The following is a 12,592-nucleotide window of genomic DNA, read 5'->3' on the forward strand; positions in this document are numbered from 1 at the left end:
TTCCTGATCTAAGTCAATAATTGGCCTAAAATTTTTACATTACTTTAGTATTAGCAATCAACCAATAAATTATTGTGAATGAAAACCTTGAACATTTTTTTTATTCTCAACCTAATATTTTGCACATCCGGTTTCTCACAGGATGCCAAAGAAATTATTAGAAGAGTTGATGAAAAAATCCGTGGAAACAGCTCAAAGGCCAACATGACCATAGAAATTGTAAGGCCAAAATGGACCAGGGAAATGACGCTCACCTCTTGGTCCAAAGGCGATGATTATTCAATTACTTTGATCAATTCTCCGGCAAGGGATAAAGGAACGGTTTTTTTAAAACGCGATAAGGAGATTTGGAACTGGGTTCCGTCGATCGACCGAAATATTAAACTCCCGCCCTCCATGATGATGCAATCCTGGATGGGTACCGATTTTACCAATGATGATTTGGTTAAGCAATCCTCGATCGTTACAGATTATGAACACCGTTATTTAAAGGATTCCACTATTGAAGGTTTCACTTGTTATGTCATAGAATTAATTCCAAAACCGGATGCTCCTGTGGTTTGGGGCAGGATCAAAATCTGGGTAGACAAAATAGAATACATGCAGATGAGGACTGAGTATTATGATGAGGATGAATACCTTGTCAATATCATGACGGGCTCATTGGTTAAGATTTTTGACGGCAAAAAACTCCCGTCCCGTATGGAAATGATTCCTGTGGAAAAGAAAGGCCAAAAAACGGTGATTATCTACAATGACCTCGAATTTGATATTGATATATCCGACAACTTTTTCACTACCCAAAATATGAAGAGGTTGTAAAAATGATGCTCTATTTAAAACTGGCCTGGAGAAATATCTGGCGTAATAAACGCAGAACTGCCATTACCCTGGCATCTATCTTTTTTGCTGTCATTCTATCAAGCCTGATGATGAGTATGAAGGAAGGAACTTATGATAATATGATCAAGACTACAGCAGGAGATTTTACCGGTTTTGTTCAGGTGCACAGCAAAGATTACTGGGATGAAAAAACAATAGATTACAGCTTTAAACCTGGAGATTCCTTGCTAAACATTTTGAAGCATTATTCCGACAATGACATTTTCCTTCCACGTCTTGAAAGTTTTGCTCTAAGCGCAACCAGGGAAATGACCAAAGGGGTAATGGTTATAGGAATTGATCCCGATTTGGAAAAGCAATACTCCCAACTGGATCAAAGACTCAGTTCAGGCGATTATTTTAACAATAAAGATCGGTCTATTCTGATTGGAAATGGCCTTGCGGATTATCTGGAATTAGAACCAAATGACACACTCATACTTCTTGGACAGGGTTTTCAAGGTGTAAGTGCTGCAGGAAAATACCCGGTAAAAGGCATCGTGAAATTCGGATCTCCGGAATTGAGCAAGCAATTGGTGTTTCTTCCTTTAAACGAAGCCCAACGATTATTTGGTGCAGATAACTTAATAAACAATCTGGTGATAAAAACTGAAACTGCTTCACGAGGCGTAGAGTTGGCTCAGGTTTTAAAATCAGAGATTTCCGAGGATTATGAGATTATGCATTGGAAGGAGCTTTTCCCGGACCTGGTTGATATGATAAAGACCGATCGTGTTGAAGGCTATGTCTTTATGTTTATCCTCTACATGGTTATTTCTTTTGGAATTTTTGGTACAATGCTGATGATGATGGCTGAAAGAAGACATGAATTTGGGGTTTTAATTGCAGTCGGTATGAAACGCGTGAAGTTAGCCACAGTTGTATTTATTGAAGTATTTATAATTTCTGTAATCGGTTCCATTATTGGAATTATCGGAGCATTTCCGGTATGTTACTACTTTGTGATTTTCCCAATTCGCTACGGAGAGGATGTGGCAAAAATGGCCGAGGAATACGGAATGGAACCGGTCCTTTATGCAAGTATGGACCCCGCTATTTTTATACAGCAGGCCATTGTAATTGCAATCGTGGCAATTATTATTGGTATTTATCCTTTTGTTAAACTACTTGGCACTAAAGCAATTGATGAAATGAACAGCTGATATGATTTTCAATATTGCATGGCGAAATATATGGAGAAGTAAAGTTCGAAGTTTTGTTGTAATAACTGCAATCGGACTGGGACTATGGGCTGGAATATTTGCCTCAGCTTTCGTAGAAGGAATGATGATTTCCAAAGTGAATTCTGTCATTGAAATGGAAATGTCTCACTTCCAATTTCATGTGGAAGGTTTTCGCGATGATATGAAAGCCGAACAGATCATTCACAATACCGTGGAAATTCAAAATGACCTGTCAGAAGATGCGAATGTAATTCAGTCCTCGGCAAGAGTTATTGCATTGGCAATGCTGGGTACGGCCAACAAAAACGGTTCGGTAAAAGTATCTGGAGTCGATCCTGAAAAGGAAGCCATTGTCACTAAACTGGATCAGAAAATTAAAGAAGGCGCTTATTTCGAAGGCATTAAAAGGAATCCGATTATAATCAGCCGGGAAATTGCAGAAACATTTAAGGTCAACCTGAGGTCAAAGATGGTGCTCACCTTTCAGGATATAAACGGAGAAATAGTAGCAGGGGCTTTTCGAGTGGCCGGTATTTACAAATCAAATAACGGGCAATACGATAAATTGAATGTCTTTGTGAAAATTAATGACATGCGAAGGCTGATGAACATGACTGAGGAGGAATGCCATGAAATTGCGGTCAAAGTCAATGATCATGACCTGGCCGAAACGTTAGCTTCAAAATATCAAAAAAAATATTTCAATCTGGAGGTGCTTCCATGGCTCGATATTGCATCCGGAATGCGCTATATGGTAGAAGCGATGGATGTATATCTTTTTGTCCTCGTCGGTATCATTTTGCTGGCATTGCTATTTAGTATTATCAACACCATGTATATGGCTGTTTTGGAAAGAACCAGGGAAATAGGGATGCTGATGTCCATTGGTATGACCAAAGGAAGGATTTTCTCGATGATAATGATTGAAACCGTGATCATGACAATGATTGGCTGTCCGCTTGGGTTGGCTTTGTCATGGCTGAGCATTTCATATTTTGGAAATGTCGGTATCAATGTCAATGCCGCCGTATATGATGATTTTGGCTTTGGAAGTACAATTTATCCCGCCCTCGATGCATCGAGGTATGTTGATGTGGCATTTATGGTTTTGATAATGGCATTGATTGCAGCCGTTTTTCCTGCTAGAAAAGCTTTAAAATTAAAACCGGTAGAAGCAATAAGAAAAATATAATTATGGCAATAATAAGCACTAAAGGCCTGACAAAAATCTATCAGGGAGCAGTCCCCGTTCATGCATTGAAAGGTGTGGATCTGGTTATTGAAGAAGGTGAATTTACAGCAGTTGTAGGCCCTTCTGGTTCAGGTAAAACTACCTTGTTAAACATTATCGGAGGATTGGACCGGCCGACAGAAGGTAGTATTAAAGTTGCTGATACCGAGCTGGGACAAATGTCGGAAAATCAGCTGATTGAATTTAGATTGAGAAATATTGGATTTGTGTTTCAGTCCTATAACCTTATTCCCGTATTGACTGCAAGGGAAAACACAGAATTTATAATGCTTTTGCAAAAAACCCCTAAAGAAGAAAGAGATGAACGCGTCACTTCATTGCTCAAAGAAGTAGGCCTTGAAGACAAAATAAACAAAAAACCTCTTGAGCTTTCCGGAGGCCAACAACAAAGGGTGGCCGTGGCAAGAGCTCTGGCTTCAAAACCAAAGTTTATTCTTGCCGATGAGCCTACCGCCAATCTGGATTCTGAAAGTACGAATAACCTCCTTGACATAATGCATAAACTTAACCGCGAAGAAAATACCACCTTTATTTTCTCAACGCATGATCAAAGGGTTATGGATAAAGCCACAAGAATTATAACGCTGGAAGACGGGCAAATAATCTCAGATGAAAGGCGATAAGCTTTTTATAATTTTCTTTTTATTTCTCAATGGATTATTATTTGCACAATCCGGCAATAGTCCATTTACATTAAGAGGATATGTGAAACAAATGAGCATTCTCAATTTTTTGCCGGGAGACTCACTGATCACTGACAATTTCATACACAATAGGTTGAATCTGCAATACGATCTGAATTCTAAACTAAGCGCAAGGGTCGAAATGCGAAATCGAATTTTTTATGGTGAAACAGTAAGACTCAATCCATTTTATCAGGAGATGATTGATATGGATCCGGGCTATCTCGATCTTTCGTTTATATGGATGGAACATTCCGGTGCCTTTGCGCATAGTATTTTTGACAGAGCCTGGATAGGATATGTCGATGGAAATTTTGAAGCCAAAGCGGGGAGACAAAGAATAAATTGGGGAATGAATGTAGTGTGGAACCCCAATGATATTTTTAACGCTTTTAATTTTGTCGATTTTGATTATGAAGAACGCCCCGGAAATGATGCCATTCGATTACAGAATTATTTTGGTAGCGGAAACAAAATTGAATTGGCTTATGCGCCGGGCAGAACTGAAAATGAGCATATTGCTGCTTTGATGTACAAATTCAATAAGGGTTCCTATGATATTCAGGTTTTAGGAGGTGTTTTTCGCGATGATTATGTGGCCGGCATAGGTTGGGCGGGTAATTTAAAAACAGCCGGATTCAAAGGCGAGGCCAGTTATTTCCTCAACAGAGAAAAAATTTATGACACCGTCGATGTTTTGAGTTTATCGGCAAGTGTTGATTACTCCTTTAAAAATGGAATTTATATGCTCGGATCATTTTTAATCAACAGCAATGGCAGAAGTAGTATCATCGGTTTGGAAAATACCAATAGCCTGGCCGGCAATAATTTTAGCGCAAAAAATCTGATGCTTACAAGGTATTCAGGCTTTTATCAGGTTACTTATCCTGTGACCCCCCTGATTTCACCCGGATTAGCGGCTATTTACGGTTTTGAGGCCGATCTTCTTTTTATCATGCCGAGTATGACCTATTCCATAGCTTCAAATTGGGATCTCGATCTTGTAGGCCAATTGTATTTTGTAAAATTTAAAGGTAAATACCAGAACCTGGTCAATAGCATTTTTACAAGGGTAAAATGGAGTTTTTAAAATCATTTATTGGCTAAAAACAACCGCTCTAAGTCTTTTTACAGTTTTAATAATTTATTCATTTACAGCATATTACTGTGAATATTTGAGCATTTCAATATTTGTCATACTAAGTTTTTGATTAGATTTATTAGATGAAAAATTTAATAATCACCCTCATCCTGGGACTAATTTCCACAACCGCACATTCTCAAATTCTAATCGGCGACTCTTCTGAAATCGATCAGATTCTTAAAAATTCAGTTTTGTTCTCCGAATATGTAATCAATGAGGATTTAAAAAATTTAGCAAATTCTTATACCGAGGATGGTAAAATATTTCCCAATAACAAGGATATTATTGAAGGCCGGGATGCGATCATTAATTATTGGAAAATGCCCGAGGATACAAAAATTGTTCATCATAAAGTGATGCCTCTGGAAATTAGAATCTATGATGATGAAGCCAGAGATCACGGTTATTATGAAGGCAAAACCAAAGGAAAGGATGGCGAAATCAGCTTTTGGAAAGGAAAGTATGTGATTGTTTGGAAAAAAGTAAATGGGGAATGGAAAATCTACCTTGACATCTGGAACCGGATTGCTCAAAATAACTCAGATTGATCATGCTTAATGAGATAATTTCAACCGCCCTTCAGCTGGCTGTATTTACATTAATACCCTATATCGGATACAGGTTTTTTTATAAGAATAAAAGCGGTTTCCTCAATTATATCGGATTGATAAAAAGTCCGATCAAGCCATTGATTTATGCGCTTGCTTTTTCAATTCCCCTGATGGTGCTATTGCTCCTTTTAATTCACAACTCACCGGAACTAACGGATGCCATGAACAATCCCAAAAGTATGACCGGGAAATTTAAAGCCATGGGGATTGGGGTGAATACTTTTATTTTAATTGCAATGGCAGCAATATTTAAAACCGCATTGGCAGAGGAAATACTGTTTCGAGGTTTTATTGCAAAAAGATTTATTTCGATGCTTGGTTTTCACAAAGGAAATTTGCTCCAGGCCGTTCTTTTTGGTGTGATTCACAGTCTTTTATTTCTTACAATAACTCAAAATATTCTTTTTCTGCTCTTAATTTTTATTTTCCCCTTTACAGTGGCAATGGTCATCACCTGGTTGAATGAAAAACAAGCCAATGGATCGATTTTACCCGGTTGGTTGGCGCATGCAAGTGGTAATTTGCTTTCTTATTTGTTTTACACTTTGTTTTAAAATGGGTTTCACATGATTGAGAACTATTTGATAAATATCAAAACACAATTCAAATACTATAAGTCCCTCGCCGAAAAAACATTTGATCAAATGATCGAGGAAGATTTATTTAAACAATACAATGAAGAAAGCAATTCCATAGCCATTATAGTCAATCACCTCCGGGGTAATATGCTTTCCCGCTGGACGGATTTTTTAAACTCGGATGGAGAAAAAACATGGCGGCAGCGCGATCTGGAATTTGAGTCGGTGATTAAAAACAAAGAAGAATTAAATCAAAGATGGGAAGAAGGCTGGCATTGTCTATTTAATGCTCTGGACAGCATTAACGTAGATAATTTTAACACCAAAATATATATTCGAAATCAGGAACACAGCATAGTCGATGCCATCAACAGACAATTGGCACATTATGCCTATCACGTCGGACAAATTGTATTTATCGGCAAAATGTATTCGAACAACTGGAAAAGTTTGAGCATTCCCAGAGGAAAATCATCTGACTTTAATAAGAAGAAATTTGATAAAGGAAGACATAAGGGGCACTTTCCCGATGATATTAAATAATTGAAAGAAATAATTATCCATTGGAAATCATGAAAAAATCGCAAAAAATAAAGGTCTTCGATTTTGCAGTATTTCAGGCTATACTCTTTTCTCAAATTGGTTTGTTCGCCGGTATCATTTATTCATTTGGAGGATTTATTATAGACAGCCTTGTAACATTTGATTTTATAAGTACTGATGAAACAACCGGCTTAAGCATTGGAACGATTTTGGCGTTTGGCGCTATAATTGGGATGCCGGCCATTGCCTTTATCATAGGATTTGTAACAGGCTTAATTGAATCAATTGTTTTTAATATTTTTCTATCGCGAATACATGGCTTCAAAACCGGTATTGAGGAATGATAGAAAAAGCCGCAAACCATCAATAAATGTGCTCCTACTTATTTCAGCTTTTGAATTGAATATCATTAAATTGCCGCAATGAGTGAAAAAAAGAAAAATGTCACATTTGGATGGGCATTTAAAAGAATAATATGGCCGAGAAGAAAAACCATAGGCATAGGATTGGTTCTTATCGTAATCAGTCGATTGGCATCCTTAGTACTTCCGGGAGCCAGCAAATATCTTATCGATGATGTAATTGTTAATAAGGATATCCCCATGTTGAAAATCCTGCTATTGGTGGTAATTTCAGCGATCATTGTTCAGGCAGTCACCTCTTTTCTCCTAACAAGAATTTTAAGCGTTGAAGCCCAATACCTGATTTCCGAGCTGAGGGTACGTGTACAAAAAAAGGTGCTCTCCCTCCCCATTCGATATTTTGACGATCATAAATCCGGGGAATTGGTTTCCAGAATAATGACCGATGTGGAAGGAGTTCGCAATTTGGTTGGTACTGGGCTAGTGCAATTGGTCGGTGGTACACTGACGGCTATAATTTCGCTTTTTCTTCTGATCAATATCAGTGCGGCCATGACCTTTTTTGTCTTGGTTCCTGTAGGGATTTTTGCATTTATTGCGCTCAAAGCCTTTGGAAGAATCCGACCGATTTTTAGAGATCGCGGTAAGCTCAACGCAGAAGTGACCGGCCGTTTGACTGAAACTTTAAATGGTGTAAGAGTCATCAAAGGATTTAATGCTGAAAAGCAGGAAAACTCCATATTTGAAGATGGCGCCAGACGCTTGTTTGAAAATGTAAAAGCCAGTTTAACAGCCACAGCTTTTGTAACCAGCTCATCGACTTTTTTGCTCGGATTGGCCAGTACAGGAATCATGGGAATTGGCGGATATTTTATTATTCAGGGCGATATGACTTTCGGTGATTTTCTTGCATTTACCCTTTATCTGGGTTTTATGATCGCTCCTATTGTGCAAATGAGCAATATAGGCTCACAGCTGACCGAAGCATTTGCCGGACTCGACAGAACGGAGGAGATCATGCAAATGAACCCGGAACAAGTCGATAAAAATAGGCCGATAAAATTGCAATCGCTGAAAGGAGATATCATTTTTGAGAATGTGTCCTTCAGCTATATTGAGAATAAAGAAGTCATTAAAAACATCAGCTTTGAGGCACCGGAAGGATCCGTAACAGCACTTGTTGGCAGTTCAGGTTCAGGTAAAACCACCATTGCCGGTTTAGCTGCTACTTTTTTAAACCCGGAGAGCGGAATAATCACAATTGATGGCCGGGATTTGTCAAAAGTTGACCTGGAATCTTACAGAAAGCATCTGGGAGTCGTATTACAGGATGACTTTTTATTTGAGGGTACGATACGTGAAAATATTCTATTCCCAAGGCCCGATGCCAATGTAGAGGAGCTGGAAGAAGCCGTGCAAGGGGCTTATGTAAATGAATTTACCGATCGTTTTGAAGATGGACTGGATACAGTAATTGGTGAGCGCGGCGTAAAACTTTCGGGAGGGCAAAGACAAAGAATATCCATCGCAAGAGCATTACTGGCCAAACCCAAAATTATAATTCTCGATGAAGCCACTTCCAATCTGGATACGGAAAGCGAGACCTTTATTCAGAAAAGTTTGGAAAGACTAATGAAAAACAGAACAACATTTGTCATCGCCCATCGACTGAGCACTATAAGAAAAGCCGACCAGATACTGATAATAGAAGATGGAGAAATAATCGAAAGAGGAACCCACGATCAACTGATTGCGAAGGAGGGTCGATACTATGAACTATTTACTTATCAGAGTAGAATTTAAATAATTAATTCTTAAAAGTTGACAATTGATATTATAGGGGCAGGAATTGCCGGTTTAACAAGCGCTATAGCTCTTAATCAAAATGGCTTTAAAGTCAATGTTTTTGAACAGGCAGATAGAATAAAACCATTGGGTGCAGGAATAATCCTTGCAAATAATGCCATGCAGGTTTTTGATAAGCTAGGTCTTAAAAATCAGATAGAACAAGCTGGCAATGTCATTTCATTTATAAAAATCACGGATTCCCAATTAAAGCCAATTTCAATTGTTGATCTTAATCATTTCGAGCAAAAATACAAGGTAAAGAACATTGCCATTCATCGCGGCATTTTACAGGAGATATTGTTAAATAACATTCCGGTCGAAAGCCTTAAAACCGGGTATGAGCTTATCGACGTCAAACAAAACGATACCCTCAAGCTGCGTTTTAACAATAAGAAAGAGCATAATTCTGAATTATTGCTGGCAGCTGATGGAATAAATTCTATCGTTCGAAATCAACTCTTTTCTGAAAATACGATTCGTTGGACTAATCAAATATGTTGGCGGGGAATTGCTGAGTTTAATTTATCCAAAAAATTCAAAAACGAGCTAAATGAAGCCTGGGGAAAAGGCGATAGGATTGGATTTGTTCAGATTCAAGACAATAAAGTCTATTGGTATGCACTTAAAACATTTAAACAAAATCCGGATGAATACGCCAAAGAGCAGCTGGCCTTATATTTTGTAAAATATCATCCCTTAGTCAAAACACTCATTGAAAATACCCCGACAGAAAGCATTCACAAATCTATTATATCCGATTTAAAACCTGTTAAAAAATGGTTTAAAAACAATGTTTGTCTAATCGGGGATGCTGCCCATGCTACAAGTCCCAATATGGGTCAGGGAGCCTGCCAGGGTGTTGAGGATGCCTTTGTTTTAGCCAATTGTCTTAAACATAATCAAAGTGAAAAAGCCTTTTTCGAATACCAGAAAATCAGACAAGCCAAAGCACATTTTATTGTCAATATCAGCCGGACCATGGGTAAAATGGCGCATTTTGAAAACGAAATGGCGATTTGGTGCAGAAATTTATTTTTAAAGACCAGCCCGGAATTTTTAAAAAGGAAACAATCGGAAAAAATTTTCGAAATCAAATCCATTTGACCATAAATGCGATTATCGCAGCTTTTCGAAGTGGAGGAATTGATAAACGGTAGGAGACCGGGATAATTAAAGGCTATATTTAATGGCCATCTTCTATTAATTGGAGGATCTGTTTTTAAGCCAAATTCAAAAATCATGATTAAAATCAAAAAAAATTCAGCCCTGATCTTTCTCTGTTTTTATTGCTCAATGATTCAGGCTCAGGAGCCATGGAATTCGGATCATAAAGAAATAATAAAGACTATAGAAAATTTCTCAGAAAGTACTTCTGTAAATGGAAAAGGGGCAAATGCTTATGCTTCATTTCTAAGTGAAGATTTCACCCGCTGGACCATTGGCAGTGATGTAATCAATAATAAAGTCATGTGGGTAGAAGGCATTAGAGATTGGTTTGATGAAGGATGGCGAGTTTCTGACAGATCTCAACAATTCATTGAAATAAATATCGCAAATGGTCTGGGCCATGTTCGAAGAATTGTAACTGAAACCTATCTGGGGCCGGATGGCAGTACTTCAAGTTCAAAAGCAGCTCTGGTGGAAACCTGGAAAAAAGAAAATGAACAATGGCTGCTTTACAGAACCAATGTGCAGCCCATCAAAGCCGAATAAGTTTTTGTAAAAAATCAATAATTTAAAGCAGGTTTTAATCACAGATAAAAATGACTGCGAATGAAATTTTAAAAGAGCTGGCATCTTATGGAGATGAACAAACAAAGAACACCTTGATGAAGCATGGGGCTAAAGAGCCCTTCTTTGGCGTCAAAGTTCAGGATCTCAAGAAAATATTAAAAAAGACCAAAAAGAATCATGATTTATCGCTTGAACTCTATGCAAGCGGAAACTCAGATGCCATGTACCTGGCCGGATTAATGGCCGATGAAAATCAAATCAGTAAAGATCAATTGGAAGATTGGGTGGCAAAGGCTTATTGGTATTATCTGAGCGAATACACTGTCCCCTGGGTGGCAGCGGAAACTAAATATGGTTTTGAATTGGGATTAAAATGGATCAATTCCGAAAAAGAAAATATCGCCGCGGCCGGTTGGAGTACCCTGGCCTATTATTCGGCGGTCAATGAAGATGAAAATCTGGATATAGAGTGCTATGTTGAATTATTGGAAAGAGTAGAAAAAGAAATTCACAATGCTCAAAACAGGGAAAAATATGCCATGAATGGCTTTGTTATTTCCGTAGGAACTTATGTTTCAGCCCTCACTGAAAAGTCAAAAGAAGTGGCGGCAGCAATTGGCAAAGTTGAGGTTGAACTCGGAGGTACTGCTTGCAAAGTCCCCCTTGCCAGCGCCTATATTGATAAAGTAATTGAAAAAGGAAGAGTTGGCAAAAAACGCAAAACGGCCCGTTGTTAAGCCATGGCTATTATCAAAACCAAAAGGCTGGAATTAATTCCTTTTGAAAGATCAGATAAAGCATTATTTCACCGAATAAATACGGATCCTTTCATTCGAAAGTATTTATGGGATGACGAAATAATTGCAGAAGAAAAAGCCGCAGAAATAATTGATTTAAATGAAGAACATTTTAAAAGAGACCATTACGGTTTATGGAAAATCAGAGCAAAAGAAAATAATAACATCATTGGCTATGCAGGATTATGGCATTTTTTTGATGAAGATCAGCCACAATTGATGTACGCACTTTTAAAGGATTTCACCAAGAAAGGATTTGCAAAAGAAGCCTCGGAAGCCATCATAGATTATGCATTTAATAAGCTGGGTTTTAAATACATCATCGCAGCTACAGATTCTATTCACAGAGAATCACAAAATGTTGCCTTAAGTTTGGGCATGACAATGGTAGAAGAAAGATTGGAAAATGAAAAACCCACCTTGTTTTTCAGATTAAATAATGCAACTCATTTAGATCAATGAACCTTTATTTTCTATTTGCAGGAATTCTCTGTTTTCCATTGGGCATTGCGCATTCAATATTAGGTGAAGTCCTAATTTTCAAAGAAAAGAGACAAAAGGGGCAAATCGTACCGAATATCGTAAACGAAGGACTTAAAGAAAGGCATTTGCGAATCATCTGGGCGACATGGCATATGTGCTCAGTCTTTGGATTTAGCCTGGGAGTAATTCTAATTTATATTGCGCTTAACATCCATCTATTTAGTCCCGCCATAACCCAAATTTTTGTTTCAGTAATAAGTTTAGCCATGTTTCTGGGAGGATTTTTTGTTTTAGGAGCGACTAAAGCCAAACATCCGGGCTGGATCGTTTTTTTGATAATTGGGATTTTGTTATTGCTCGGTTTATAGTTGTTAAATGCCCGGGCATTTGCCTTGGATTAAGTTGAGTTTAAATTAGAAACGCTTTAAACGTTTTAAAAATCCATACGCTCCTTTTGCCCCTAATAAATCAAAAAACCAAAAATGAAAATA

General features: G+C 37.9%; 15 protein-coding genes. All 15 read left to right on the forward strand.

Features of this window, described 5'->3' with window-relative positions; all coding sequences use genetic code 11:
- The first annotated feature begins 78 nt into the window (after positions 1 to 78).
- The 15 genes from HZR84_04635 (at position 79) to HZR84_04705 (ending at position 12,469) form a co-directional block, all read left to right on the forward strand.
- A complete protein-coding gene (locus HZR84_04635) occupies positions 79 to 822 on the forward strand; it encodes an outer membrane lipoprotein-sorting protein (protein QNL21250.1) in 744 nt (247 codons plus the stop codon).
- Between the two features lie 2 nt (positions 823 to 824).
- Positions 825 to 2,045: an ABC transporter permease gene (locus tag HZR84_04640; protein ID QNL21251.1), complete on the forward strand. Its 1,221-nt coding sequence runs from the start codon at positions 825 to 827 to the stop codon at positions 2,043 to 2,045.
- Between the two features lies 1 nt (position 2,046).
- Positions 2,047 to 3,258 (forward strand): ABC transporter permease, encoded by a 1,212-nt coding sequence (locus HZR84_04645; GenBank protein QNL21252.1) that lies wholly within the window; start codon positions 2,047 to 2,049, stop codon positions 3,256 to 3,258.
- 2 nt (positions 3,259 to 3,260) lie between these two features.
- A complete protein-coding gene (locus HZR84_04650) occupies positions 3,261 to 3,941 on the forward strand; it encodes an ABC transporter ATP-binding protein (protein QNL21253.1) in 681 nt (226 codons plus the stop codon).
- The gene (locus HZR84_04655) at positions 3,928 to 5,091 is read left to right on the forward strand and encodes a hypothetical protein (protein ID QNL21254.1); all 1,164 of its coding nucleotides are present in this window, start codon (positions 3,928 to 3,930) and stop codon (positions 5,089 to 5,091) included. Before HZR84_04650 ends, HZR84_04655 begins: the two co-directional genes overlap by 14 nt.
- Positions 5,092 to 5,225: 134 nt before the next feature.
- Complete coding sequence (locus HZR84_04660; GenBank protein QNL21255.1) at positions 5,226 to 5,693, forward strand: DUF4440 domain-containing protein; 468 nt, start codon at positions 5,226 to 5,228, stop codon at positions 5,691 to 5,693.
- Between the two features lie 2 nt (positions 5,694 to 5,695).
- On the forward strand, positions 5,696 to 6,310 hold the full coding sequence (locus tag HZR84_04665) for a CPBP family intramembrane metalloprotease (protein ID QNL21256.1): 615 nt from the start codon (positions 5,696 to 5,698) through the stop codon (positions 6,308 to 6,310).
- Between the two features lie 12 nt (positions 6,311 to 6,322).
- On the forward strand, positions 6,323 to 6,877 hold the full coding sequence (locus tag HZR84_04670) for a DUF1572 family protein (GenBank protein QNL21257.1): 555 nt from the start codon (positions 6,323 to 6,325) through the stop codon (positions 6,875 to 6,877).
- A gap of 29 nt (positions 6,878 to 6,906) precedes the next feature.
- A complete protein-coding gene (locus HZR84_04675) occupies positions 6,907 to 7,221 on the forward strand; it encodes a hypothetical protein (GenBank protein ID QNL21258.1) in 315 nt (104 codons plus the stop codon).
- Positions 7,222 to 7,299: 78 nt separating this feature from the next.
- Positions 7,300 to 9,042 carry an ABC transporter ATP-binding protein gene (locus tag HZR84_04680; GenBank protein QNL21259.1) on the forward strand — a complete coding sequence of 581 codons (1,743 nt, stop codon included), beginning with the start codon at positions 7,300 to 7,302 and terminating at the stop codon, positions 9,040 to 9,042.
- Positions 9,043 to 9,060: 18 nt separating this feature from the next.
- Positions 9,061 to 10,191 (forward strand): FAD-dependent monooxygenase, encoded by a 1,131-nt coding sequence (locus tag HZR84_04685; GenBank protein ID QNL21260.1) that lies wholly within the window; start codon positions 9,061 to 9,063, stop codon positions 10,189 to 10,191.
- A 135-nt stretch (positions 10,192 to 10,326) separates the two neighbouring features.
- Positions 10,327 to 10,800 (forward strand): DUF4440 domain-containing protein, encoded by a 474-nt coding sequence (locus HZR84_04690; GenBank protein QNL21261.1) that lies wholly within the window; start codon positions 10,327 to 10,329, stop codon positions 10,798 to 10,800.
- Positions 10,801 to 10,850: 50 nt separating this feature from the next.
- The gene (locus HZR84_04695) at positions 10,851 to 11,558 is read left to right on the forward strand and encodes a DNA alkylation repair protein (protein QNL21262.1); all 708 of its coding nucleotides are present in this window, start codon (positions 10,851 to 10,853) and stop codon (positions 11,556 to 11,558) included.
- Positions 11,559 to 11,561: 3 nt separating this feature from the next.
- Positions 11,562 to 12,080 carry a GNAT family N-acetyltransferase gene (locus HZR84_04700; protein ID QNL21263.1) on the forward strand — a complete coding sequence of 173 codons (519 nt, stop codon included), beginning with the start codon at positions 11,562 to 11,564 and terminating at the stop codon, positions 12,078 to 12,080.
- Positions 12,077 to 12,469, forward strand: coding sequence for a hypothetical protein (locus tag HZR84_04705; GenBank protein QNL21264.1), 393 nt, complete (start codon positions 12,077 to 12,079; stop codon positions 12,467 to 12,469). Before HZR84_04700 ends, HZR84_04705 begins: the two co-directional genes overlap by 4 nt.
- Positions 12,470 to 12,592 lie beyond the last annotated feature (123 nt).

The sequence above is a fragment of the Hyphobacterium sp. CCMP332 genome, assembly GCA_014323545.1.
In the GTDB taxonomy this organism is placed as follows: domain Bacteria; phylum Bacteroidota; class Bacteroidia; order Cytophagales; family CCMP332; genus CCMP332.